The organism is Bisbaumannia salifodinae (assembly GCF_055388505.1).
Map to the genome: position 1 here is coordinate 4,055,361 of NZ_AP043781.1, position 24,876 is coordinate 4,080,236.

Below are 24,876 nucleotides of genomic sequence, written 5' to 3' on the forward strand. Positions count from 1 at the left end.
CCGCATTGTACCCGAAGCCACCCGGGTGTCGCGCCGGGTTCAGAGGTCGACTGCAATAACCAGGGAGCCCGGGGGTAGGCCGGAGCGACGCGCCTTTCTCTCCTCCCTTGTCGTCGAGACCGTGAGCCACGGCCTCGATCCTGCTAGAATGGCCCGATTGGCCAGGCGCCCGAGCGCCGCCCGTACGACGAGGTAACCCGTGACGATTCGATTCATCGCCGCCTCCCGGCTGCCCACCCCCTGGGCGACCTTTACCATGCATGGCTTCGAGGACGAGGCCACCGGCAAGGACCATATCGCCCTGACCCTGGGCGAGATCAGCGACGGCGAGCCCGTACTGGGCCGGGTGCACTCCGAGTGCCTGACCGGCGATGCGCTCTTCTCCATGCGTTGCGACTGCGGCTACCAGCTCCAGGAGGCCCTCAAGCGCATCGCCAGCGAGGGCCGCGGCGTGCTGCTCTACCTGCGCCAGGAGGGCCGCGGCATCGGCCTGCTCAACAAGATCCGCGCCTACCATCTCCAGGATCAGGGCGCCGACACCGTGGAGGCCAACGAGCGCCTCGGCTTCGGTGCCGATATGCGCCGCTACGACCTCTGCGTGCCCATGCTCGAGCACCTGGGCATCACCGGCCTGCGCCTGATGACCAACAATCCCCGCAAGGTCGATGCCCTGACCCGGGCCGGGGTCAAGGTCGCCGAGCGAGTGCCCCTGACCACCGGCCTCAACCCCCATAACGAGCACTACCTCTCCACCAAGGCCGGCAAGCTCGGCCATATGATGGCCCTGGGCGACTTCACCCAGGCCAGCGACGTGGATATCGAACGCAAGTCGTAAGGTTTTCCCTCCATGGCCGGCTAAGACACAAGCGTCGGAGATGCGCCTCTCGGCCATCGCGACGCCCTCTGTGCTCCTAGCCTTATGGAGGGACTCGTCATGAAAACACGTCTTCTGCTGATCGCCCTGCCCCTGGTGGCCCTGCCCCTGATGGCCCAGGCCGACCGCGCCAGCGAACTGGCCCTGGAGCTCAACCAGGCACCAACGAGTCAGTACGGCGGCATGGCCGACAGGGTCCGGGAGCCGGCCAACCTGCATCTGCTATCCGGCAACAGCGAGGCCATGGCCCAGGCCTGGTTGCGCCTGAAACGCTATCAGCCGCCCATGCATGTGGACGCCAACGGCAACCCCCTGTCGTTGGGTCGCCAGGCGGCCCACTAACCCCTTCTCGTACCACCTGGCGCTACCCACGGCACGCCGTGGGTAGCGCCATGGGTCGCTTTGGGCGCCCTTTCAGCCAAACTGAGGATGGCGACGCCACGACAACATTAGAAACGCAAAATAGTAAAAAAGTAATAATGAGACACCCGAAAGAAGAACAGCCCAAAAAGCCGGGCAAGTTATTGCCCGAGTCAGGCAATAACTTGCCCAACAATCAGCGACACCCTCCTGAGAAGAAGATACAAAAAATCACCCGGGCAGGATCATAAGGGTTATCTTGTAAGAGATTTGCTACATTTTCGGTAGCCGATCGACCACTCCCTCATCTCCCACTCCACCACCCCCCGAGACAACCGACAAATAACAGATAAAATTCAATGAACTACGGCTAACAATATCAATTTTTACCATTTGAAACCGTCCTCGCCCGCCCCACTTTCCCCTCCTGCAAGACGCGGACAATATTGCTATCATCGCGCACCTGAGAACGATTCCACCCCATTAAAGGTCCGGACGGCGCCGCCCTCGGCGAGCCTCTGCCGCCGGCCTCTTAGTTGGCTCTGTCTCCATTCCGAGCCACCCGGTAGTTTCTGAAAACATAAATCACGGATAGACGCACTAGGTTCGTCAGGGAGTTTGATCATGGCCAAAGAAGGCACCGTCGCACCGAAGGAACGGATCAACATCAAGTATGTGCCGGCCACCGGCGATCAACAGGCCGAGACCGAGCTGCCCCAGAAGCTGCTGATCGTCGGCGACTTCAAGGGGGGCCCGGAAGAGGCGCCCATCGAGGAACGCAGCACCGTCTCGGTGGACAAGAACAACTTTCAGTCGGTGATGCGCGAGGCCGGCCTGTCGCTGCAGACCAGCGTGCCCAACCGCCTCGAGGAGAGCGACGAGCCCACCGACCTGCCGGTGGAGCTGGCCTTCCAGTCCCTGGCGGACTTCGCCCCCGATAGCGTCGCCCGCCAGGTCCCCGAGCTGCGCAAGCTGGTGGAGCTGCGCGAGGCCCTGGTGGCCCTCAAGGGCCCGCTGGGCAATGTCCCCGCCTTCCGCGAACGCCTGCAGCGCCTGCTGGAGAGCAACGAAGCGCGTCAACAGCTGCTGGCCGAGCTGGACCTGCTCGATACCCGCGGCGACAACGCCTAACCCATCGCACGGCAACGGAACCGAGGCACGCTCATGACCGACACGGCACAACAGCAGCAACAGGCGACCGAGACCCGGACCGAGGAGAGCCTCCTCGATCAGGTGATGGCCCAGACCCGCATGGCCCCCGCCGACGACGGCTACGATATCGCCAAACAGGGCGTCGCCGCCTTTATCGGCGAACTCCTGCGCAGCGACGACGGCACTCCCCAGGTCAACAAGGCGGTGGTCGACCGCATGATCGTCGAGCTGGACCGCAAGATCGGCCAACAGGTCGACGAGGTCCTCCACGACCCGTCCTTCCAGCACCTGGAATCCGCCTGGCGCGGCCTGAAGCTGCTGGTGGATCGCACCGACTTCCGCGAGAACATCAAGCTCGACGTCCTGCATGCCACCAAGGAGGAGCTGCTGGAGGACTTCGAGTTCGCCCCGGAACTCAGCCAGAGCGGCCTCTACCAGCACGTCTATGCAGCGGAGTATGGCCAGTTCGGTGGCGAACCGGTGGCCGCCATGGTGGGCAACTACGACTTCTCGCCCTCGACTCCGGACATCAAGCTGCTGCAGTACACCGCCGCCGTCGGCGCCATGGCCCACGCCCCCTTCCTGTCCTCGGTGGCGCCCGGCTTCTTCGGTATCGACAGCTTCGAGGAGCTGCCCAATATCAAGGACTTCAAGGCGATCTTCGAGGGGCCCAAGTACGCCCGCTGGCGCAGCCTGCGGGAGTCCGAGGACGCCCGCTACCTGGGCCTGACCGCGCCGCGCTTCCTGCTGCGCATGCCCTACGACCCGGTGGAGAACCCGGTCAAGAGTTTCAACTACCGGGAAACGGTGAGCGAGAGCCACGAGCACTATCTATGGGGCAATACCGCCTATCTGCTGGCCGAGCGCCTCAACGACAGCTTCGCCAAGTACCGCTGGTGCCCGAACATCATCGGCCCCCAGAGCGGCGGCGCCGTGGAGAACCTGCCGGTGCACACCTATGAGGCCATGGGGCAGCTGCAGGCCAAGATTCCCACCGAGGTGCTGGTCACCGACCGCCGCGAGTTCGAGATGGCCGAAGAGGGCTTCATCTCGCTGACCATGCGCAAGGGCAGCGACAACGCCGCCTTCTTCTCCGCCAACTCGGTGCAGAAGCCCAAGACCTTCCCCAACACCCCCGAGGGCAAGGCCGCCGAGACCAACTTCAAGCTCGGCACCCAGCTGCCCTACATGTTTATCGTCAATCGCCTCGCCCACTACATCAAGGTGCTGCAGCGTGAGCAGATCGGGGCCTGGAAGGAGCGTCAGGACCTGGAGCGGGAGCTCAACGCCTGGATCCGCCAGTACGTGGCCGACCAGGAGAATCCGCCCGCCGACGTGCGCAGCCGTCGGCCGCTGCGCGCCGCCTCCATCCAGGTCTCCGACGTGGAAGGCGATCCGGGCTGGTACCAGGTCTCCATGGCGGTGCGTCCGCACTTCAAGTACATGGGCGCCAACTTCGAGCTGTCGCTGGTGGGTCGCCTCGACAAGGAGTGAGGGCCCCCGAGCCATGACGCATCATCGTGATGGCCGGTCCCGCGGACGGCTCTTCGAGCGCCTGACGGCGCCCCATGACGCGCCGAGTGCCGACCCCACCCTCGAGACGGTGGAGTCGGTCAAGCGCCACCTGGTCGACCTGCTCAACAGCCATCCGGGGCACAGCGAATCCGCCCCGGAGCTGGGCCTGCTCGATTTCAACGATGCCACCATCGGCGTGCTGGACCTGGAGCTCAACGTCCAGCGCGCCATCCGTCAGTGCATCGAGCGCTTCGAGCCGCGCATTCGCCGTGCCGAGGTGGAATCGCTGCCCAATAGCGGCGCGCCGCTGCAGCTGCGTTTCCAGGTGCACGCCACCCTGGACCTCGGCGCCGACCAGGCGGAGGCCACCATCGACCTGCTGCTCAACGACAAGCGCTACCAGTGCCTGAACTGACCACCACCGCGGCGAGGTCCGTATGCTCAATCGCTATTACCGGGATGAGCTCAATTTCCTGAAACGCCAGGGGCGGGACTTCGCCGAAGCCAACCCCGGCCTGAGCCGCTTCCTCTCCGAGCGCAGCACCGACCCGGACGTGGAGCGTCTGCTCGAGGGCTTCGCCTTCCTCACCGGGCGCATGCGCGAGAAGGTGGAAGACGAGTTCCCGGAGCTGACCCATTCGCTGATCAACATGCTGTGGCCCAACTACCTGCGTCCGGTGCCCAGCATGACCCTGGTGCAGTTCCAGCCGATCTGGCATGCGCTGAGCGCCAGCCAGCGCATCGCCGCGGGCACCGCCCTGGCCAGCCAGCCGGTGGACGGCACCCCCTGCCGCTTCCACACCTGCCACGAGGTGGCGCTCTACCCCCTGGCGCATGCCGGGGTCACCGCCCAGCACTCCCGGGAGGCCTCCATCGTCGAGCTGGCCATGGACGTGCACAGCGACCAGCCCCTGGACGAGCTGGGTATCGAGGCGCTGCGCCTGCACCTGGGCGGCGACGGCTATACCGCCCGCACCCTCTACCTGTGGCTCAACCACTACCTGGCGCGTATCGAGCTGGAGGTGGATGGCGACACCCAGCGCCTGCCGGCCGGCACCCTCAAGCCGGTGGGCTTCGAGCGCGAGCACGCCCTGCTGCCCTACCCGCGCAATGTCCATCAGGGCTATCGCATCCTGCAGGAGTACCTGTGCTTCCCCGAGGCCTTCCAGTTCGTGGAGCTCGAGGCCCTGGGGCGCCGGCTGCCGCCGCGCCAGGCCCGGCGCCTGACCCTGCGCTTCGTCTTCTCGCGGACCCTGCCGGCGGATGCCAAGGTGCACGACGAGCACCTGGCGCTCTACTGCACCCCGGCCATCAACCTCTTCACCCACGACGCCGACCCCATCGACCTGAGCGGCGAGCGCAGCGAGTACCGCATCCACCCCAGCAGCCGCCACCCGGATCATTACGAGGTGTTCAGCGTCGATGCGGTACAGGGCTGGCTGGAGAGCGCCTCCGGCAAGATCCGCGGCAAGCCCCGCGACTATGTGCCCTTCGAGAGCTTCCAGCACCAGATCGAGCGCGACCGCCAGCGGGAGTCCCTCTACTATCGGGTGCGGGTCCGCGACAGCCTGCGCGGCGACGGCTTCGACCATGACATCGCCTTCGTGCGCGGCGACGAACGGGCCTGCCTGGGGCTGCGCGAAACCTTGTCGCTGCGCCTCACCTGCAGCAACCGGGCCCTGCCGGAGCGGCTCACCGTGGGCGATATCTGCGTCCCCACCGAGTCGAGCCCGGCTTATGCCGACTTCCGCAACCTGACCCGGCCGACGCCGACGCTGCGCCCGACCCTGGACGGCAGCCTGCTGTGGACGCTGATCTCCAACCTGTCGCTCAACTACCTGTCGCTGCTGGAGCGCGACGCCCTCTGCTCGGTGCTGCGCGCCTACGACTTCCGCGCCCTGGTCGACCGCCAGGCGGAGCGGGTCTCCCGGCAGCGCCTGGCCGGCATCGCCGCCATCGAGACCCGGCCCATCGACCGCCTGGAGCGCGGCCTGCCGGTGCGCGGCCTGCGCTCGACCATGACCCTGGAGCAGTCGGCCTTCGGCGACGAGGGCAGCCTCTACCTGTTCGGCAGCGTGCTGTCGCACTTCTTCTCCCTGTACGCCAGCATCAACTCCTTCCACGAGTTGCATGTCATCAACCGTCACAATCGAGAGCGCTACGCATGGACCTTGCGGCCGGGCCAGCAGCCCCTGATGTAGCGCTCCGGCCCCTGCTCGACGGGGCCCGGCGCTACGACTTCTTCCAGCTCGTCGAACTCCTGCACCGCTACCACGGGGATGACCTCGAGGCGACCCAGGAGGCCCCGGGACGCGAGCGGGTGCGCTTCCACGCCTCGGCCTCCCTGGGCTTCCCCGGCAGCGACGTGATCGAACTGGCGCCGCGGCCCAGCGACGGCTACGCCCTGGAGGTCAGCTTCTTCGGCCTGCAGGGCGCCCAGTCGCCGCTGCCCGGCTACTACCTGGAGGCCCTGGCCCACGGCCGCGCCCACCGCGAAGGCACCGCCGGCGACTTCCTCGACTTCTTCAACCACCGCCTGCTGACCCTGATGCATCGGGCCTGGCGCAAGTATCGCCACTACGCCCGCTACCAGGACAACGCCAGCGATGGCTTCTCGGCGGCGATCTTCGCCCTGGTGGGCCTGGCCGACGACGACCTGCGCGGCGAGACCCCCATCAACTGGAGCAAGATGCTGGCCTACGCCGGCCTGCTGGCCGGGCGCTCCCGCTCGCCGGAGGTGGTCGGCAGCATCGTCTCCCACTGCTTCGACCTGGACGAGGTGCATATCGAGCAATGGGTGCGGCGCTGGGTGGAGATTCCCGAGGACCAGCGCAGCCGCACCGGGCTCGGCAACATGTCCCTGGGCCAGGACATGATCGCCGGCGAGCGGGTCGCCGACGTGGGGGGCAAGTTCGCCCTCTGCCTGCGCGGCCTCAGCCTGGCGCGCTTCCGCGATTTCCTGCCCGATGGCCGCGAGCATGCCGCCCTCAAGACCCTGATGGCCTTCGTGCTGCGCGAGCCCCTGGCCTACGACCTGGAGCTCGAGCTGCTGGAGAGCGCCGTGCTGCCCATGCGCCTCGGCGAGGCCGGCAGCAGCCAGCTCGGCTGGACCACCTTCGTCAACCCCGATGCCCAGGGCGCCAGTCGGCGCCGCCGGGTCCGTATCCAGATGACAGGGTAATGCCCATGCACGCCTCCCCCCATCACGATGCCATCACCCTGGTGGTCACCAACAGCGAGCGCCTGGAGGGGCGTTCCACCAGCAGCCATGTGTTCGGCGCTGCCGGTGGCACCCTCGGCAGCGGCGGCGACGACTGGCTGCTGCAGGATCATGCCGGGCGCATTCGCCCCAATCATTCCGAGATTCGCCGCATCGATGGCCGCTTCTGCCTGATCGACCGCAGCGGTCACACCTTCGTCAATCAGGCCACCCTGCCCCTGGGACGCAGCCGACGCGCCGCCCTGCGCGACGGCGACGAGCTGCGCCTCGGCGACTACTGCCTGCGGGTGCACCTGGGCGACCGCCAGCAGGGCACCCCGGGCAGCCAGCCGCTGACCCAACTGATCGACGAGGAGCCCGAGGCGCTGGAGGAGGGCGGCCTGCCGGCGACCCTGGCCCCGCTGGGCGCCCAGGCGAGCCGGGGCCCCGATCAGGAGGATCCCCTGGCGGCCCTGGGCGGTGTCAGCCCCGGCGCGGGCCAGCAGGACCCCATGCTGGCCCTCACCGAACCCGAGGCCGCCGAGGCCCTGGCCACCGATGATGACCTCCTGGCCACGCCCGGGAGTCGCAGTTACAGCCCCCCACCACGGCACGTCACGGCCGTGGACATGCCGACGATTCGCACCAACGAGGACCTGATCATGGATGAACGGCTACTGAATGACCTGGAGCGCTCGGTGGGCGAGCAGCTCGAGGATCGCTGGCACAAGCCCCAGGCCGGCACCACCGGCCATGTGGGCGCCGACCCCCTGCTGCGCGGCCTGGGCGCGGAGCTGCCGCTGCGCGACAGCGAGGAGCAACAGGCCTTCCTGGCCGAGGCCGGCCAGACCCTGCGCGCCGCCCTCGAGGGGCTGATGGCCCTGCAGCGTGCCCAGGACGACAGCCGCTACCCGCTGCGCGACCGCCGCCTGCAACCCATCGAGGACAACCCCTTGCGGCTGGGCCAGCCCTACCCGGAGACCCTCACCACCCTGTTCGCCGCCGACCGCAGCCCGGTGCACCTCTCGCCGCCGGCCGCCGTGGCCGAGTGCCTGGCCCACCAGGGGCAGCACCAGCAGGCCGTGGAGGAGGCCATCGAGCAGGCCCTCGGCGCCATCCTCGATGCCTTCGCCCCCGAGGCGCTGCTGCGCCGCTTCCATGCCTACCGCGGCGCCGGCAACCGCCTCGAGGACGAGGGCGGCTGGGCCTGGGAGATGTATCGCCACTACTACCGGGAGCTCAACTCCGGGCGCCAGCGGGGCTTCCAGAAGTTGTTCTGGGAAGTCTTCGAGCAGGCCTATGACCACTCGGTGCGCCGCCAGCAGCGGGAGGACACATGAAGCGACTGCTCGTCTCCGGCCTCGCCCTGCTGCTGATCGCCGGCCTGCTCGGCGGCTGCGCCTCGACCCGGGAAGCCGCCGGCAAGACCTGGCAGGTGATGCGCGACCCCGCGATCCCGGTGGGCTACCCCGAGGATCGCCCGACCCGCATCGACCTGGCGATGGTCGCCGAGCCCGACGTCAACCCCAACCGCGAGGGCGAGGGCACGCCGCTGCGCTTCCAGGTCCTCCAGCTCAAGGACGACTCCATGCTGATGGCCGCGGACCTCGATCAGCTGCGCGACGACCTGGAGGGCGCCCTGGGCACCAACTACCTGAGCCACGACGACTTCACCCTGCTGCCCGGCCAGTGGAAGTTCTATGAGCCCTTCGAGGTGGATCCCGAGACCCGCTACCTGGGCATCATCGCCTTCTATGGCGACTCCGAGGAGGCGGAATGGAAGAAGGTGGTGCGGGTGCGCTCCCGCGGCGAGCACCACCACCTGCTGGTCCACCTGCGCGCCCACGAGGCCGAACTGAGGAAGGAAGGCTGATGGCCAGTCGCAACCGCGTGGTATGGAGCGAGGGGCTGTTTATCAAGCCCCAGCATTTCCAGCAGCAGCAGCGTAGCCTGGAGGGACTGATCGATGCCCGCCTCGAGGGCATCGGCCAGTACCCCTACGGCTTCCTCTCCCTGGAGCTCAACGCCGAATACCTGAGCTTCGGGCGCATCGCCCTGAGTCGTGCCAGCGGGGTGATGCCGGACGGCACCGCCTTCCGCCTGCCCGACGACGATATCGAGCCCCATCCCCTGGAGATCGACGACGCCGCCATCGCCAACCAGGTGGTCTACCTGGGCCTGCCGCTGGCCACCGATGCGGTGGCCGAGGTGCACTGGCCCGGCGACGACCTGCCGGCGCGTTATCGCCTGGAGCCCCGCGGGGTGCGCGACCTGCACTCCCGGGAGGGCGACACCGTCGACCTGGAGCTGGCCCGGGTGGCGCCCCGGCTGCTGCTGGAGAACGAGGATCGCAGCGCCTACGCCTGCCTGGCGGTGGCGCGCATCCACGAGCGCCGTCCCGACGGCAGCCTGGTGCTGGACGAGCAGTTCCTGCCCACCCTGCTCAATGTCCAGGCGGCCCCCCGGCTGGGGCGCTTCCTCGGCGAGATGGCCGGGCTGATGCGCGAGCGCGCCCGCAATATCGCCCAGCGCCTGGCCTCGCCCCAGCAGAGCGGCGTGGCGGACGTGGCCGACTTCATGCTGCTGCAGCAGCTCAACCGCGCCCAGCCGCGCTTCGCCCACCTGGCGCGCCTCGGCCGGCTGCACCCGGAGCGCCTCTACGCCGAGATGCTGGAGACCGCCAGCGAGCTGGTCACCTTCACCGACGAGTCGCGGCTGCCGCCGGAGTTCCCGGCCTACGACCATGACCATCCGGAGCGCGCCTTCCGGCCGCTGATGCAGAGCCTGCGCCAGTCCCTCTCCACGGTGCTGGAGCCACGCGCCATGGCCATCCAGTTGCAGGCCCGCCGCTACGGCCTGCTGGTGGCCCCGCTGGCCGACCCCGGCCTGATCGAGAGCGCCGACTTTATCCTCGCGGTGCGCGCCGACCTGCCCCACGAGCGGCTGCGCAAGCTGTTCCTGCAACAGACCAAGGTGGCCAGCGTCGAGCGCATCCGCGACCTCATCAGCCTGCAGCTGCCGGGGATTCCCCTGGAGCCGCTGCCGGTGGCCCCCCGCGAGCTACCCTACCACGCCGGCTACAGCTACTTCCGCCTCGACCGCAGTGGCCAGGCCTGGAGCATGCTGGAGGGCGCCAGCGGCTTCGCCTTCCATGTGGCCGGCGACTTCCCGGGGCTGGAACTGCAATTCTGGGCGATCAGGAGCTAAGCCATGAACGAGCTAGTGCGCCGTCGCGACGGCATCGAGGACGCGGAGTTTTCGGAGATCGGCCGCCACGAGGATCGCATCGACGACCGCGGCCTCGAGCACCTGATCCATAGCCATGCCGAGCACCTGGACGCCGACGAGGCGTTCTGGTTCCGGCTGCGCGGCTACAACCTCAACCCCCTGGTGGATGCCGCCAGCGGCCTGCTGGGCATGGTGCTGCGGGTACGCCAGCTGGAGGCCCTGGACGATATCGAGCGCCTCTACCGCCAGGTGGTGGACGAGATCGCCGCCATCGAGATCGAACTCACCGAGCAGGGCTACGACCGTCCCACCCTGCTGGCCTACCGCTACGTGCTCTGCTCCTTTATCGACGAGGCGGTGATGGGCACCCCCTGGGGACGCCAGAGCGTCTGGGCCGAGCACTCCCTGCTGACCCGCTTCCACAACGAGACCTGGGGCGGCGAGAAGGTCTTCTCGATCCTCGCCCGCCTGCAGCAGGAGCCGCGCCGCTACCGGGACATCCTGGCCTTTATCTACCTCTGCCTGTGCCTCGGCTTCGAGGGCCGCTACCGGGTGATGTCCCAGGCCCGCGACGAATACGAGCAGGTGGTGCGCGCCCTCGGCGACCTGCTGGCCTCCCTGGAGACGCCCCCCGAGGACGAACTGACCCGGCCCCTCGACAACGTCATGAGCGGCGGCCGACGCCACGGCCAGGGCCTGCCGGTCTGGGCCCTCTTCACCCTCTTCGCCGGCGCCATGGTGGCCACCTATGCGGGCCTGGCCTGGTCGCTGGACCAGCAGGCCCTCCAGGTCACCGGCCTGCTCGATCAGATCTTTCGATAGGAGATAGCATGCTCAGGGTAGAGCTTCCGGCCCTTATCGGCCGCCTCAACGCCATCGCCCGCCAGGGCCTCGAACAGGCCGCCGCGCTGTGCGCCGAACAGCAGGCCCCGGAGGTCACCGCCGGGCACCTGCTGCAGGCGCTGATCGATCAGCCGCTGTGCGACCTGCGCTGCCTGCTCGAGGCCGAGGCGATCGACGCCGCCCAGTTGCGCGCCCGCCTCGCCGAGGAGGGGCGCCCGGTCCAGGACCTGCAGGTCACCACGCCGAGCTTCTCGCCGTTGCTGGTGGAGCTGCTCCAGGACGCCTGGCTGCTGGCCACCACCGAGTTCCGTCACGACGCCCTGCGCAGCGGCCTGATCTTCACCGCCCTGCTGCACAACGCCCCCCGCTACCTGGGCCCCGGCGGCGTCGCCCTGCTGGCCGGGATCAACCGCGAGGCGCTGCGCCGCGACTTCGACCGCCTCACCGCCGACTCCGCCGAGGCGCCGCACCCCGAGGCGGCGGCCACCCCGCGCCGCGCCGCCCAAGGCGGCGAGGCCGACAGCGCCCTGGCGCGCTTCGCCAGCTCGCTCACCGAGCAGGCGCGGCGCGGCGAGCTCGACCCGGTGCTGGGCCGCGACCCCGAGATCGACCAGATGCTCGATATCCTCGGCCGCCGGCGCAAGAACAACCCCATCGTCATCGGCGACGCCGGGGTCGGCAAGAGCGCCGTGGTGGAGGGCCTGGCCGCGCGCATCGTCGAGGGCCGGGTGCCCAGCGCCCTGGCCGGGGTCGAGCTGCTGGCCCTGGATATCGGCGCCCTGCAGGCCGGCGCCGCGGTCAAGGGCGAGTTCGAGAAGCGCCTCAAGGCGGTGATCGAGGAGGTCAAGGCCGCGCCGCGACCCATCCTGCTGTTTATCGACGAGGCCCATACCCTGATCGGCGCCGGCAACGCCGAGGGCGGCAGCGACGCCGCCAACCTGCTCAAGCCGGCCCTGGCCCGGGGCGAGCTGCGCACCATCGCCGCCACCACCTGGCGCGAATACAAGAAGTACTTCGAGAAGGATCCCGCCCTGTCGCGGCGCTTCCAGCCGGTCAGCCTGGCCGAGCCCAGCACCGCCCAGGCGCTGGTGATCCTGCGCGGCCTGCGCGACACCTACGAGGCCGCCCACGGCGTGCTGATCGGCGACAGCGGCCTGCGCGCCGCCGCCGAGCTCTCGGCCCGTTACCTGGCCGGCCGCCAGTTGCCCGACAAGGCCATCGACGTCCTGGATACCGCCTGCACCCGCCTGGCCCAGGCCCTGGACACCCCGCCGCGGCGCCTCAGCCACCTCAAGAGCGAGCACCTGGCGGCGCTGCGCGAACGCGACCAGCTCGACCGCGAGCGGCTGCTGGGACGCACCCCGGACGCCGCCCTGGTCGACGAGCTGATCACCCGACTGGTCCGCCTCGACGACGAGCTGGCCAGCCTGGAGGCCGCCTGGGAGGCGCAGCGCCAGGGGGTCGACGCCATCCTCGTCCTGCACCGCCGCCTGCTCGAGGACGCCATCCCGGAGGCGGAGCGCGCGGCGGCCCGCGCCGAGCTGGCCGACCGCGAGGCCGACCTGGAGGCCCTGCAGCGGGAGTTCGCCCTGGTCAACGCCAGCGTCGAGGAAGCCCAGATCGCCCAGGTCATCGGCGACTGGACCGGCGTCCCGGTGGAGCGCATGACCCGCGACGCCCTGAGCCGGCTCACCGAGCTGCCCGAGCACCTGGGGCGCGAGGTGCAGGGCCAGGCGCCGGCCATCGAGCGCATCCATCGCCACCTGCTCACCGCCCGCGCCGACCTGCGCCGTCCCGGCCGCCCCCTGGGCGCCTTCCTGCTGGTGGGCCCCAGCGGCGTCGGCAAGACCGAGACGGTGGTGCAGATCGCCGAGCAGCTCTACGGCGGCCGCCAGTTCCTCACCACCATCAACATGTCCGAGTACCAGGAGAAGCACACCGTCTCGCGGCTGATCGGCTCGCCCCCCGGCTACGTGGGCTTCGGCGAGGGCGGCCTGCTCACCGAGGCGATCCGCCAGCGCCCCTACTCGGTGGTGCTGCTCGACGAGGTGGAGAAGGCCCACCCCGACGTGCTCAACCTCTTCTACCAGGCCTTCGACAAGGGCGAGCTGGCCGATGGCGAGGGGCGCCTGATCGACTGCAAGAACGTGCTCTTCTTCCTCACCTCCAACCTCGGCTATGAGGCCATCGTCGCCCATGCCGACGACCCCGAGGCCCTGGACGAGGCGCTCTACCCGGTGCTCGCGGACTTCTTCCGCCCGGCCCTGCTGGCGCGCATGGAGGTGGTGCCCTACCGCCCCCTGGACGACGCCACCCTCGACGCCATCGTCGACGCCAAGCTGGCGAGCCTGGCCGAGCGCCTCGGCGCCCGCCATCGCCGGGCCGAGGTGGTGCTGGACGAGGCCCTGGCGGCGGCGATCCGTGCCCGGGCCACCCGCAGCGAGAACGGCGCGCGCATGCTGGAGTCGGTGATCGACGGCGAGCTGCTGCCGCCGCTCTCCCGCGCCCTGCTCGAGCGCCTGGCCCGCCAGGAGCCGGTCTCCCGGGTGGTGCTGGGCGTCGATGGCGACGGCGACTTCACCGCGGAGGTGGCCTGAGCCATGGCGGGTCGGGAGCGCGATATCGTGCGTCTGGATGGCATGGCCCTGGCGCTGGCCCTGGTGGAGAGCGAGGCCCCGCCGGCCCTGCGCCGTCGGGCCCGGGAGGTGCTCGGCCACTGCCAGCCCACGGCCTGGGTCGACTGCCTCTACCTGGCGGAGAACGGCCGCCGGCTGGCCTCCGATGACGCCGACTTCCGCCTGGCCTGCGACGACTTCCGCCACCCCTATGCCCATGCCATCCGCCGCGGCGAACCGCTGCGCCTGGCCCTGGGCGAGGCCCGCTCGCGCCTCGACCACCCGGATTTCCAGGCCCAGGTGGCCGGGCTCTCCCATGAGCTGCACCTGGAGGTGCGCCCCCTGCGCGCCCAGGACGGCCGGCGCGAGTGGCTGGGTGCCCTGGCCCTGGCGGATGCCCCCGAGCGCCTCGAGGCACTGCTCGCCGACCCCGGCTTCGCCGCCTTCGAGGCCCTGCTGTGCCGGCTCTGGGCGCGCCTGGCGCGCCACCGGGACGAGCGCGACCGCCAGGCGCGGCTGCGCGACTCCCTGACCCAGCTCAGCGATGGCGCCCGGCGCCGCGCCCTGGCCGAGCGCCTCGGCGAGGACCTGCTGGGAGTCTCCGCGGCCAGCCAGGCGCTGCGCGACCAGGTGGTGCGCGCCGCCGAGACCAACCTGGCGGTGCTGCTGCAGGGCGAGACCGGCACCGGCAAGGACCGGGTGGCGCGGGCGATCCACCGCCTCTCGGCCCGTCGCGACGGCCCCTTCCTGGCCATCAACTGCGCCGCCATTCCCGAGTCGCTGCTCGAGGCGGAGCTGTTCGGCCACACCAGGGGGGCCTTCTCCGGCGCCGACCAGGCCCGGGACGGGCTGATCGGCCAGGCCGACGGCGGCACCCTCTTCCTTGACGAGATCGGCGACATGCCGCTGCCGCTCCAGGCCAAGCTGCTGCGGGTCCTGGAGAGCGGCCGCTACCGTCCCCTAGGCGCCGGCGAGGAGCGCCAGGCCGACCTGCGACTGGTCGCCGCCACCCACCAGCCGCTGCGCGAGCGCATTCGCGACCGCGGCTTCCGCGCCGACCTCTACTACCGGCTCGGCCAGTTCCCCCTGGCGCTGCCGCCGCTGGCGGCGCGCCGCGAGGACATCCCCCTGCTGGTGGAGGCCTTTATCGCCGACTTCTGCGCCCGGGAGGGGCGCCACGAGATGGGCATCACCTCCGCGGCCCTGCGCCTGCTGCGCGAGCGGGACTACCCCGGCAACGTGCGCGAGCTCAAGAACCTGATCGACTACGCCTGCGCCATGACCCACCCCGGCGCGGATATCGGGCCCTCGGCGCTGCCCGGCATCGATGCCGGCGCCCTAGCCCCGGCCTCCCGCGCGTCGGCCGGCGAGCCGGACCTCTACGCCATCGACGACCTGCGCCAGGCGGTACGCCACTTCGAGGCCACCCTGATCCGCCAGCGGCTGGCCCGCTTCGACGGCAATCGCGCCCGGGCCGCCGAGAGCCTGGGGCTGCCCAAGCGCACCCTGGCCCATAAATGCCAACGGCTGGAGCTGGATACCCCATGAGGCTGCCGATTTTCCCCCTGCTGCTGGCCCTGCCCCTGGCCTGGCTGACCCCGTCGCCGGCCCAGGCCGACGATGCCACGCGCCTGGCCGAGGCCCGGCACTGCGCCGTCCTCGACTCCCGGCTCGAGCGCCTGCACTGCTATGACGCCCTCTTCCGGGACGCCCCGGCCCCCGCCGCCGACGCGCCGCCGGCGCTGTGGCAGGCGGTGCTCGACCAGGAGGCACGCCGCACCGACGACGCCTTCGGCCTGCTCGCCGGCGTCGATGGCGACGAGGTACTGCTGACCGTGCCGGCCCTGGGCAGCGTCCCGCCGCGTCCGGTGCTGGTGATCAGTTGCCAGGAGTCGATCACCCGCTTCCAGCTGCACCTGCCCGAGGCCCTCGACGCGCCGCGGGCGGAGCTGCGCCTGCGGGGCGCCCGCGGCGACCTGGCCCAGACCTGGCGCATTCGCGACGGCGGCCATGTGGTCAGCGGCGGTCGCGGCCTGCCCGCCATCGATACCCTGCGCTGGCTGCTGGATAGCGAGACCCTGAGCCTGGCCAGCGAGCGGGAGGCCCTGGACGGGCTGCGCTTCGAGCTGGGCGGCCTGCGCCAGCAGATCCAGCCCCTGCGCGATGCCTGTCGCTGGTAAGGAGCCGAGCATGCGAATCACCGACCGTAGCCATCTCGAGCCCCTGCTGGCGCCCCTGGCGCCAGGCCCCGAGGCGCCGCCCCTGGACGAGCGGGCCGACTTCGCCTGGCTCGACGAGGAGATGATGAAGATCGGCTCGCTGCAGCACGGCGAGATGGACTGGGCCGGCGCCGAGGCCCGGGCCGTCCGCCTGCTCGGCGAGGCGGGCAAGGACCTGCGGGTGCTCGGCCACCTGCTGCACTGCCTGCAGCACGACGCCGCGCCGCGGCGCTTCACCCTCTCGCTGGAGCTGCTGGCCGGCAGCCTGGCGGCCTGGTGGGAGAACGCCACCCCCTACGCCGGCCCCCGCGGCGCCCGGGCCCGCCCCAAGCTGTTCGCCCAGTTCACCCAGCGGGCGGTCAAGCTCGCCGGGGGCCTGCGCTTTACCCAGGCCGCCCAGCACGACGAAGCGCTGAGCGCCCTGGCGACCCTGCACGGTGCCGCCGCGGCCCGGGAGCTGCCGCTGGGCGCCCTGGAGGAGCTGCAACGCCTGCTGGAGCGGCTGGCCCCCGGCCAGCCGGCCGATCACGGCGCAGAGGCCACGCCACCCGACACCAGCGGGACGGCGGCAGCCGCGGCGGCCCCGCCGCCCACGGCCCCCGAGGCGCGCCTGGAGGCGGGCAACGAGCGCGGCAACCGCCAGGCCCTGCTGGCCATGGCCGATTTCCTCAACGACCAGGCCCCCGGCGAGGCCCTGGGCTACCGGCTGCGCCGCCATGCCACCTGGGGCCCGATCCAGTCACTGCCCGCCGCCCGCGACGATGGCCGCACCGAGCTGGCGCCCATCGCCGCGGACCGGGTGGCCGACTACCGGGAGGCCCTGGCCCGCGGCGGCGACGCCGCCCTGTGGCGGCGCATCGAGACCAGCCTGGCGCTGAGCCCCTACTGGCTGGAGGGGCACCGCCTCAGCGCCGGCCTGGCGGAACGCCTCGGTCATCCGCGCTGCGCCGAGGCGATCCGCGACGAGGCGGCACGCTTCGTGGCCCGCCTGCCGGGCCTGGAGGCGCTGCGCTTCAACGACGGCAGCCCCTTCGTCGACGACGACACCCGGCGCTGGCTGCAGCCGGCGGCCACGCCGGCCATGGCCGGTGGTGGCGCCGGGGGCGACCCCTGGCAGGCCGGCCTCGAGGAGGCCCGCGAGCGCCTCGCCGAGGGCGACCTGGCGGCGGCCCTGGCCGGCCTCGACCAGGGCCTGGCGGCGGCGCACTCGCCCCGGGATGCGGCCTATTGGCGCCTGGCCAGCGCCGACCTGTTCCACGAGGCGGGGCTCGCCGCCCTGGCCACCCAACACTACCGGGCCGTCCAGCAGAGCATCGCCGGGATCGGCCTGGAGGCCTGGGAGCCGGCGCTGCTGGCGCGGCTCGAGGAGGCACTGCAATGACCAATGGCACCACCAAGCACATCGACAGGGACGAGGGTTAACGGCACATGTGGACAAGTGTGAAATCCAGGCTGAGTCGCTTCGTGCCCGGCATGGCCCGGGCCGAGGCCGGAGCAAAGCAGGCGAAGATGCACGGCAACCAGGCCAAGGGCCTGGGGCGCCTCGCCTTCGCCCTCTGGTGCCTGCTGGCGGTGATCGCCGCCGCGGCGATCTGGTGGCTGGGCCCGCTCTGGGAGGTCGGCGGCACCCGGCCCCTGGGCCCACGGCTGCATCGGCTGCTGGCGATCCTCGCCCTGGCCACCCTGCTGGCGGTGGTCTGGGGGATCCGCCTGGCCCGCCGCCTGCGCCGGCTGGATGCCGAGCGCCGCGAGGCCGAGCGCCTGCAGAATGACCCCATCGCCGGCGAAGTGCGCCGCCAGGAGGAGACCCTGGACGCCACCCTGGCGGAGCTGGTGGACAGCCTCGGCGGCGGCCCCGGGGCCCGCTATCGGCTGCCCTGGTACCTGGTAATGGGGGTCGAGAACGCCGGCAAGACCAGCCTGATCAACCGCTCCGGCCAGGAGTTCGCCCTGACCCGGGTAATGAAGGCCGCCGGCCACCGCAAGGGCAACCGCTTCGGCTTCGACTGGTCGATCGGCGACAAGGCGGTGCTGATCGACCCGGACGGCGAGCTGCTCACCCAGGGCGCCCTGGAGGGCGGCGAACCGGTGGAGCTGCAGCAGCGCCTGTGGGACCACTTCGTCGCCTGGCTGGAACACCACCGCGCCCGCCGTCCCCTGGACGGGGTGGTGCTGGTCCTCGACCTGGCGCGCCTCAGCGACGCCCGAGTGGCGGTGCGCAAGGCCTATGCCGCCCTACTGCGGGCCCGCCTGCGCGAGCTGATGGAGCGCCACGGCGCCCGCCTGCCGGTCTATGTCACCTTCAGCAAGATGGACCTGCTGCACGGCTTCGACGACTTCTTCCGTCACTACTCGCGCCAGGCGCGCCGCGCCCCCCTGGGCTTCACCTTCAGCGCCGACAGCCTCGATACCCCGGATCGCTGGGCCGAGGAGTTCGCCGAGGCCTTCGACGCCCTGCTCGAACGCCTCAACCGCAGCCTGCCGACCCTGCTCAGCGAGTGCCGCGACCGCGAGGAGCGCGAGTCGGTGTTCCGCTTCGTGCGCCAGCTGGCGGGGCTGCGCGATGTGCTGTTGGGTTTCCTCAAGGAGGCCCTCTCCAGCGACCGCTTCTCCACCGCCGCCATGGTGCGCGGCACCTACTTCACCTCGGTCTACCAGCAGGGCGTGCCGGAGGATCCCTTCGTCGACGCCGCCGCCCGCCGCTACGGCATGAGCGATGCGGTCCAGCCGGCCCACCGCGCCACCCGCAGCGCCCTCTACTTCACCGAGGAACTGTTCGAGCGGGTGATCTACCCGGAGGCGGGGCTGGCCGGCGACAATGCCCGGGCCGCCCGGCGGCGCCGCCAGGTGCGGCGCCTCAGCCTGCTCGCCTGCCTGTTCGGCGGCGCCGTGCTGGTGGGGGGCTGGAGCCACTTCTACCAGAAGAACACCCAGGCCCTGGCGGCGGTGGAGGAGAAGGCCGAGGAATTCATCGCCACCCAGCCCCGCGAACTGCGCAGCGACGACCCCACCGGCTATGCGCTGCTGGAGCCGCTGGATCGCCTGCGCGAGGCGACCCGGGCCTTCGCCGATACCCGCACCCACCTGCCCTGGCTGGCCGATATGGGCCTCTACCAGGGACACAAGGTGGGCCGCGCCGTGGATGACGCCTACCGGGCCGTGCTCGAGCACCATTTCCTGCCGGCGCTGATGGTCGGCGTCATGGACGACATGAACCGCGCCGAGCCGGGCAGCAACGAGCAGTTGGCCCTGCTGCGCCAGCTGCGCATGCTCTCCGATGCCAGCGGCCGCCAGCCGGAGCGGGTGCGCGACTTCATGGCACGCCGCTGGCAGGGCGACTTCCCCCAGCGCGGCAGCGTGCAGCGCCGCCTGCTCGATCACCTGGACTACGCCCTGACCCATACCGACCTGGCGGGCCATGCCGCCGCCGGCGATCGCGACGCCCAGCTGGCCATGGCGCCCTTCGGGGGCAGCCTCCAGGCCGCCCAGCGCACCCTCGCCGAGCTGCCCATGGACGAGCGGGTCTACGCCACCCTCAAGGCCGGCAGCGACCGCCGCAGCGGCGCGACCCTGGACCTGCGCCAGGGGGTGGGGCCCGCCTTCAGCGCCGTCTTCATGGCCCGCGACGACGACAACGACGCCCTGCGCATCCCCAGCCTGGTGACCCGACGCGGCTTCGAGGGCTACTTCCTGAACGAGCTGGACCAGGCCACCGAGCTGGCGCTGATCGACCTCTGGGTGCTCGGCCAGCGCGACGACATCGACTTCAGCGAGGCCGACCGTGCCCGCCTGCAGGGCGCCCTGCGCGAGCGCTATATCAGCGACTACCATGTCACCTGGCGGGAGGCCCTGGAGCGCATCGAGCTGGTGCCGCTGCCCGACCTGCACCAGGCGGTGGTGGTCACCGACACCCTGCTCGGCGCCAGCCGTCCGCTGGACCGGCTGCTCGGCGAGGTGGTCCAGCAGACCCGCCTCTACCCGGAACTGCCCGTGGACGACGAGGCCGCCCGCCAGGCCCTGGAGCGCTCGCCCCGCTACCGCCTGGCCGGCGATATCGAACGTCACTTCGCGCCCCTCAACGGCCTGCTCGAGGCGCGCGGCGACAACCCCGCCGACCTGGCCGAGATCAAGGACGCCGTCGGCGAGCTGCGCGACTACCTGCGCCAGGTCCAGGGCGCCAGCGACCCAGGCCGCGCGGCCTTCGTCACGGTCCGCGACCGCCTGGTGCTGAGCGGCGGCGACCCCATCCACACCCTGCAGCGGCTGGCCGAGGAGACTCCGGCCCCGGTGGGCCCGATGCTCGAGAGCCTGGCCGACCAGAGCTGGCGGCTGCTGATGACCAGCGCCATCCGCCATATGGAGCACCAGTGGCTCGACGAGGTGGTCGCCCCCTACCGGGAACGCCTGGCGGGCCGCTACCCGCTGGCCCGGGACGCCTCCCGCGAGGTGGCCCTGAGCGACTTCGAGGCCTTCTTCGCCCCCGGCGGCATCCTCGACGGCTTCTATCAGGACAAGCTGCGGCCCTTTATCGAGGCCGCCCCGGAGCAGCTCGAGGACGCCGAGGGCAACTCCCTGATCCGTCCCGGGGTGCTCACCGCCGTGCGCCAGGGCGAGCGCATCCGCGAGGCCTACTTCGGCCGCGACGGCGTCCTCGACGTGGAGTTCAGCCTGGAGCCCCTGAGCCTCAGCCCCGACAAGCGGCGCAGCGTGATCAGCGTCGACGGCCAGCTGATCGAGTACGCCCACAGCGGCAGCCATCGGGTCTCGATGATCTGGCCCAATGCCCTGCGCGGCGACACCGAGAGCCGGGTGACCCTGGTGCCTAGCCAGGTCAACCGCTCGCCGCGCAGCCTGACCCACGGCGGCGCCTGGGCCTGGTTCCGGCTGCTCGACCAGGCGCAGATCACCGGCGCCGGCGAGCGCGAGCTGGAGCTGCGTTTCCAGGTCGACGGCGGCACCATGAGCTACCGCCTGCATGCCAACGGCAGCCGCAACCCCTTCACCCGCCCGCTGGCCACCGGCTTCCGGCTGCCCACCGCCCTCTATGCCGAAGGAGGCCCCGATGCTGACGACGCTTAAGCGCTGGCTGGGCCGCGATAGCGCGGCGGCGGCTCCCGAGCCACCGCCTGAGGCCCATCGCGAGGCCCGCGGGGGGCTGGTAGCCGCCCGGGCCGAGGAGCTCGAGGCCTTCCTCGAGGCGGCCCGCCGCGCCGATGCTCAGGGGCATTCGCCCTGGGTGCTGCGCGACGAGGCCCGCCTGGCCACCCTGCGCCGCGCCCTGGAGTTCACCCTCCACCGCGGCCGCTGGCTGCAGCGGGAGGGCGACGCCATCGCCCACTGGCAGGGACGACTGCTCGCCTTCCGCCATGGCGAGGGGCCGCCGCTGGGCATGCTGTTGGCGGTACGCCCCGACGAGGAGGCGGCCTGGCAGCTGCGCTTCTTCTTTATCGATCCCCAGTGGCAGGGCAGCGGCCATGGCGCCCGCCTGCTGCTGGCCGCCCGCCGCGAGCTGGACGGCACGCCGCTGCACTGCCGCCTGCCGCTGGCCTGCACCGCCGCCGTGGCCAGCCTGGAGCGCGCCGGCTTCCGGCGCATGCAGGTGGATGCCGCCGAGGTGGCCAGCTTCGAAGCCCCCGCCGAATGGCATTGACGCCACACCAGAGAGGAGACAAGGACGCATGGGACGCAAACTCGTACTCGTCGGCGATATCGGCACCGACCATGAGGGCTTTCCGCCGACCCCGGTGACCGCCGGCAGCCCCACGGTGATGATCGACGGCAAGCCGGTGGCCCGCCAGGGCGACCCCCTGGCCCCCCACGACAAGCCCAAGCACCCGACACACCCGCGCAGCATCGCCGAGGGCTCGGGGACCATCCTGATCGATGGCAAGCCCGCCGCCCTCACCGGCCACGCGGTGAGCTGCGGCGGCGTGGTGATCGGTTCCGCCAGCGGGGAGGGCAGCTAAGATGGCCAATTCGACCGGACTGCAGTTCACCCTGAGCCTCGCCGGCGCCGACGACCTCGACCTGGCGGTGCTCGACTTCACCCTCGACGAGGCCCTCTCGGCGCCCTTCCGCCTGTCGCTGCAGTTCGCCAGCCGCGACGGCGAGCTCGCCGCCGAGGCCTTCCTCGACCGTGAGGCCAGCCTCACCGTGTGGCAGGACGGCGAGCCGCTGCGCCGCGTCCATGGCATCGTCAGCGAGTTCGCCCGCGGCGACCGCGGCCACCGCCGCACCTTCTATCACCTCGAGATCCGCCCGGCGCTGTGGCGCCTCGGCCTGCGCCACAACTCGCGGATCTTCCAGGGCGTCTCGCCGCTGACCATCATCAACACCCTCTGCGAGGAGCGCGGCCTGCGTGATGTGGCCTTCGCCGTGACCCGCGAGCCCGAGCAGCGCGAGTACTGCGTGCAGTACCGCGAGAGCGACCTGGCCTTTATCCAGCGCCTGGCCGCCGAGGAGGGACTGTGCTTCTTCCATGAGTTCGAAGACGCCGAAGGCGGCACCCACCGCCTGGTGTTCGCCGACGATCCCCAGGTGCTGGGCGGCCTGGGGCCGCGGACCTACCATGGCCGCGCCGGCGGCACCCCGCCACAGCGCCATCTGCGTAAGCTGCGCCAGGTCTCGCGGGTCCGGCCGGCGTCGGCGACCCTGAAAGACTACAGCTTTAAGCAGCCGGCTTATTCACAGCTCCATGAGCACGCCGCCGCCGACCTCGAGACCCACGCTCAACGGGACGACTACGAGCACTACGACTACCCGGGCCGCTACAAGGCGGACGCCTCCGGCGCGGCCTTTACCCGCATCCGCCTCGAGGCCCTGCGCCGCCAGGCCACCACCGCCGAGGCCGAGAGCGACCTGCCGGAGCTGGCCCCCGGCACCCGCTTCACCCTCGAGGGTCACGACCTCGATGCGGTGAACCGCGACTGGCAGGTGCTGGCGGTGGTCCATACCGGCAGCCAGCCCCAGGCCCTGGAGGAGGAGGCCGCCCAGGCCGACGGCCTGACCACCCTCGCCAACACCCTGGTGCTGGCCCCCGCCGACCGCGCCTGGCGTCCCGAACCGCCGCTGCGGCCCCGGGTCGACGGCCCCCAGGTGGCCTTCGTGGTGGGCCCCGAGGGCGAGGAGATCCACTGCGACGAGCACGGCCGGGTCAAGGTGCAGTTCCCCTGGGATCGCTACGCGGCCCCGGATGACACCGCCAGCGCCTGGCTACGGGTCAGCCAGGGCTGGGCCGGCGGCGGCTATGGCAGCATGGCCATCCCGCGCATCGGCCACGAGGTGATCGTCAGCTTCCTGGAGGGCGACCCGGACCAGCCGATCATCACCGGGCGCACCTACCACGCGGTCAACACCCCGCCCTACGCGCTGCCCGAGCACAAGACCCGCACCGTGCTGCGCACCCAGAGCCACCAGGGCGAGGGCTTCAACGAGCTGCGCTTCGAGGACCAGGCCGACCAGGAGCAGATCTGGCTGCACGCCCAGAAGGACCTGGAGCTGCTGACCCATAACGACCGCACCGAGGAGATCGGCAACGACAGTCACCTCAAGGTGCGCCACGATCGTATCGGCGAGATCGACAGCGACGACCACCTCACCGTGCACGGCAACCGCCATGCCCAGGTGGACGGCGACGACCACCTGATCGTCGGCGCCAGCCGCCACGAGCGCTATGGCCGCGCCCAACTGGTGGAGGCCGGCCAGGAGGTCCACCACAAGGCCGGCATGAAGGTGGTGATCGAAGCCGGCGCCGAGATCACCCTCCAGGCAGGCGGCAGCTTCGTCAAGCTCGACCCCTCTGGGGTCACCATCAGCGGCGCCAGCGTCAAGATCAACTCCGGCGGCAGCCCCGGCTCGGGCTCCGGCCAGGCCACCGAGGCACCGCAACTGCCGCGGCAGGCCACGGCGGAGAGCCATGAGGCCATCGAACCAGTCACCCATGAGGCGCTGCTATCGGCATCGGCCAAGGAGGCCTCCATCGTGCAGCTCTGTCAGCGTCAGCAGGATGGAAGCTGCCCCTTGAGTGACTGCCCCTGCGATAACCGAGGCGCCTGATGCGTTACCAGCTCGAGCTCGACGAAGCCCCCCATCATCGCTATTGGCTGATCGACGCCGCCAGCCTGCCGCCCCATGAGGCGCTGAGACGCTACTACGAGGGGGTCGAGTCGCCGCGCTTCCGCTGGCTCTATGAGGCGACGCCCTATCGGGCGGCTCAGGAAGCCGGGCCACTGCTGCTCGATATCACCGAGGCGGGCGACTTCTTTCGCCGCTATCGGGTCGAGTGGCTTCATCATGCTGCCGCCCTGGTGATCGATACGGCCCTGCCGATCGATGCGCTGCAACACCACCTGGCCGCGGCGGTTCGTGTCACGCTCCCAGGCGAGGGACAAGGGCTGCTGCGCTTCCATGAGCCCATGCTCCTGCACCTGCTACTCGGGGAGGGGCTCCTGTCGGCCGCTCAGCGTGATGCCCTGGTGGGGCCCGGCAACCGCTGGGCCTGGGCACTCTGCCAACACTCGACCGGCACCCTGTACGAGACATACCGGGTAGCGGCTGGCGATGCCCCCGGACTGGCCCCGTCGCTGAATATCGATCGGGCCACCCTGACACAACTGACGGCAATCGAGCGCCTGTCCCGCTTGATGCCCCTGCTCGGAGCCGCCCTGGAGCGCTTCGACCGGCTGACGGCCCCGCCCGAGATATCGCGTCTCTGGCTGAGCCTGGCAGACTACTGGCGGGCGCAGCGTGAGCGGGGCACGCCACAGAAGCAGGCCGTGGCCACGGCACAGCAGATGCTGGCCCAGGCCGAGGGCTGGGCAGCGCTGCTGGGGCGACTCGAGGCAAGCGCCTCCTCGTAGGCGACAAGGACGT

20 protein-coding genes are annotated in these 24,876 nt (G+C 70.7%); all 20 read left to right on the forward strand.

Annotated elements, in window-relative coordinates:
• The first annotated feature begins 199 nt into the window (after nt 1–199).
• The 20 genes from ribA (at nt 200) to ACZ5EF_RS19070 (ending at nt 24,863) form a co-directional block, all read left to right on the forward strand.
• The gene (gene ribA / locus ACZ5EF_RS18975) at nt 200–835 is read left to right on the forward strand and encodes a GTP cyclohydrolase II (protein ID WP_346061008.1); all 636 of its coding nucleotides are present in this window, start codon (nt 200–202) and stop codon (nt 833–835) included.
• Between the two features lie 99 nt (nt 836–934).
• Nucleotides 935–1,216 carry a hypothetical protein gene (locus tag ACZ5EF_RS18980; RefSeq protein ID WP_346061007.1) on the forward strand — a complete coding sequence of 94 codons (282 nt, stop codon included), beginning with the start codon at nt 935–937 and terminating at the stop codon, nt 1,214–1,216.
• 642 nt (nt 1,217–1,858) lie between these two features.
• Nucleotides 1,859–2,365 carry a type VI secretion system contractile sheath small subunit gene (gene tssB, locus ACZ5EF_RS18985; RefSeq protein ID WP_346061006.1) on the forward strand — a complete coding sequence of 169 codons (507 nt, stop codon included), beginning with the start codon at nt 1,859–1,861 and terminating at the stop codon, nt 2,363–2,365.
• Between the two features lie 33 nt (nt 2,366–2,398).
• Entirely contained in the window at nt 2,399–3,880 is a 1,482-nt protein-coding gene (gene tssC / locus ACZ5EF_RS18990) for a type VI secretion system contractile sheath large subunit (RefSeq protein ID WP_346061005.1), read from the forward strand.
• A 13-nt stretch (nt 3,881–3,893) separates the two neighbouring features.
• Complete coding sequence (gene tssE, locus ACZ5EF_RS18995) at nt 3,894–4,316, forward strand: type VI secretion system baseplate subunit TssE (RefSeq protein WP_346061004.1); 423 nt, start codon at nt 3,894–3,896, stop codon at nt 4,314–4,316.
• Nucleotides 4,317–4,338: 22 nt separating this feature from the next.
• On the forward strand, nt 4,339–6,102 hold the full coding sequence (gene tssF, locus ACZ5EF_RS19000; protein WP_346061003.1) for a type VI secretion system baseplate subunit TssF: 1,764 nt from the start codon (nt 4,339–4,341) through the stop codon (nt 6,100–6,102).
• Entirely contained in the window at nt 6,066–7,082 is a 1,017-nt protein-coding gene (gene tssG, locus ACZ5EF_RS19005; RefSeq protein ID WP_346061002.1) for a type VI secretion system baseplate subunit TssG, read from the forward strand. The genes tssF and tssG overlap by 37 nt, the downstream gene beginning before the upstream one ends.
• 5 nt (nt 7,083–7,087) lie before the next feature.
• The gene (tagH, locus tag ACZ5EF_RS19010) at nt 7,088–8,440 is read left to right on the forward strand and encodes a type VI secretion system-associated FHA domain protein TagH (protein WP_346061001.1); all 1,353 of its coding nucleotides are present in this window, start codon (nt 7,088–7,090) and stop codon (nt 8,438–8,440) included.
• Complete coding sequence (gene tssJ / locus ACZ5EF_RS19015; protein ID WP_346061000.1) at nt 8,437–8,973, forward strand: type VI secretion system lipoprotein TssJ; 537 nt, start codon at nt 8,437–8,439, stop codon at nt 8,971–8,973. The genes tagH and tssJ overlap by 4 nt, the downstream gene beginning before the upstream one ends.
• Nucleotides 8,973–10,307, forward strand: coding sequence for a type VI secretion system baseplate subunit TssK (gene tssK / locus ACZ5EF_RS19020; RefSeq protein WP_346060999.1), 1,335 nt, complete (start codon nt 8,973–8,975; stop codon nt 10,305–10,307). The genes tssJ and tssK overlap by 1 nt, the downstream gene beginning before the upstream one ends.
• Before the next feature lie 3 nt (nt 10,308–10,310).
• On the forward strand, nt 10,311–11,150 hold the full coding sequence (gene icmH / locus ACZ5EF_RS19025; protein ID WP_346060998.1) for a type IVB secretion system protein IcmH/DotU: 840 nt from the start codon (nt 10,311–10,313) through the stop codon (nt 11,148–11,150).
• Between the two features lie 8 nt (nt 11,151–11,158).
• Nucleotides 11,159–13,768 (forward strand): type VI secretion system ATPase TssH, encoded by a 2,610-nt coding sequence (tssH, locus tag ACZ5EF_RS19030; protein WP_346060997.1) that lies wholly within the window; start codon nt 11,159–11,161, stop codon nt 13,766–13,768.
• Nucleotides 13,769–13,771: 3 nt separating this feature from the next.
• Complete coding sequence (locus tag ACZ5EF_RS19035) at nt 13,772–15,334, forward strand: sigma-54 interaction domain-containing protein (protein WP_346060996.1); 1,563 nt, start codon at nt 13,772–13,774, stop codon at nt 15,332–15,334.
• The gene (vasI, locus tag ACZ5EF_RS19040) at nt 15,331–15,966 is read left to right on the forward strand and encodes a type VI secretion system-associated protein VasI (protein WP_346060995.1); all 636 of its coding nucleotides are present in this window, start codon (nt 15,331–15,333) and stop codon (nt 15,964–15,966) included. The genes ACZ5EF_RS19035 and vasI overlap by 4 nt, the downstream gene beginning before the upstream one ends.
• Nucleotides 15,967–15,976: 10 nt before the next feature.
• Nucleotides 15,977–17,386 carry a type VI secretion system protein TssA gene (tssA, locus tag ACZ5EF_RS19045; protein ID WP_346060994.1) on the forward strand — a complete coding sequence of 470 codons (1,410 nt, stop codon included), beginning with the start codon at nt 15,977–15,979 and terminating at the stop codon, nt 17,384–17,386.
• 59 nt (nt 17,387–17,445) lie between these two features.
• The gene (tssM, locus tag ACZ5EF_RS19050) at nt 17,446–21,084 is read left to right on the forward strand and encodes a type VI secretion system membrane subunit TssM (RefSeq protein ID WP_346060993.1); all 3,639 of its coding nucleotides are present in this window, start codon (nt 17,446–17,448) and stop codon (nt 21,082–21,084) included.
• Nucleotides 21,068–21,655 carry a GNAT family N-acetyltransferase gene (locus ACZ5EF_RS19055; RefSeq protein WP_346060992.1) on the forward strand — a complete coding sequence of 196 codons (588 nt, stop codon included), beginning with the start codon at nt 21,068–21,070 and terminating at the stop codon, nt 21,653–21,655. The genes tssM and ACZ5EF_RS19055 overlap by 17 nt, the downstream gene beginning before the upstream one ends.
• Before the next feature lie 28 nt (nt 21,656–21,683).
• A complete protein-coding gene (locus tag ACZ5EF_RS19060; protein ID WP_346060991.1) occupies nt 21,684–21,971 on the forward strand; it encodes a type VI secretion system PAAR protein in 288 nt (95 codons plus the stop codon).
• Between the two features lies 1 nt (nt 21,972).
• On the forward strand, nt 21,973–24,060 hold the full coding sequence (locus ACZ5EF_RS19065) for a type VI secretion system Vgr family protein (RefSeq protein WP_346060990.1): 2,088 nt from the start codon (nt 21,973–21,975) through the stop codon (nt 24,058–24,060).
• Nucleotides 24,060–24,863, forward strand: a complete 804-nt coding sequence (locus ACZ5EF_RS19070; RefSeq protein ID WP_346060989.1) for a DUF4123 domain-containing protein — start codon at nt 24,060–24,062, stop codon at nt 24,861–24,863. The genes ACZ5EF_RS19065 and ACZ5EF_RS19070 overlap by 1 nt, the downstream gene beginning before the upstream one ends.
• The last annotated feature ends 13 nt before the right edge of the window (nt 24,864–24,876 follow it).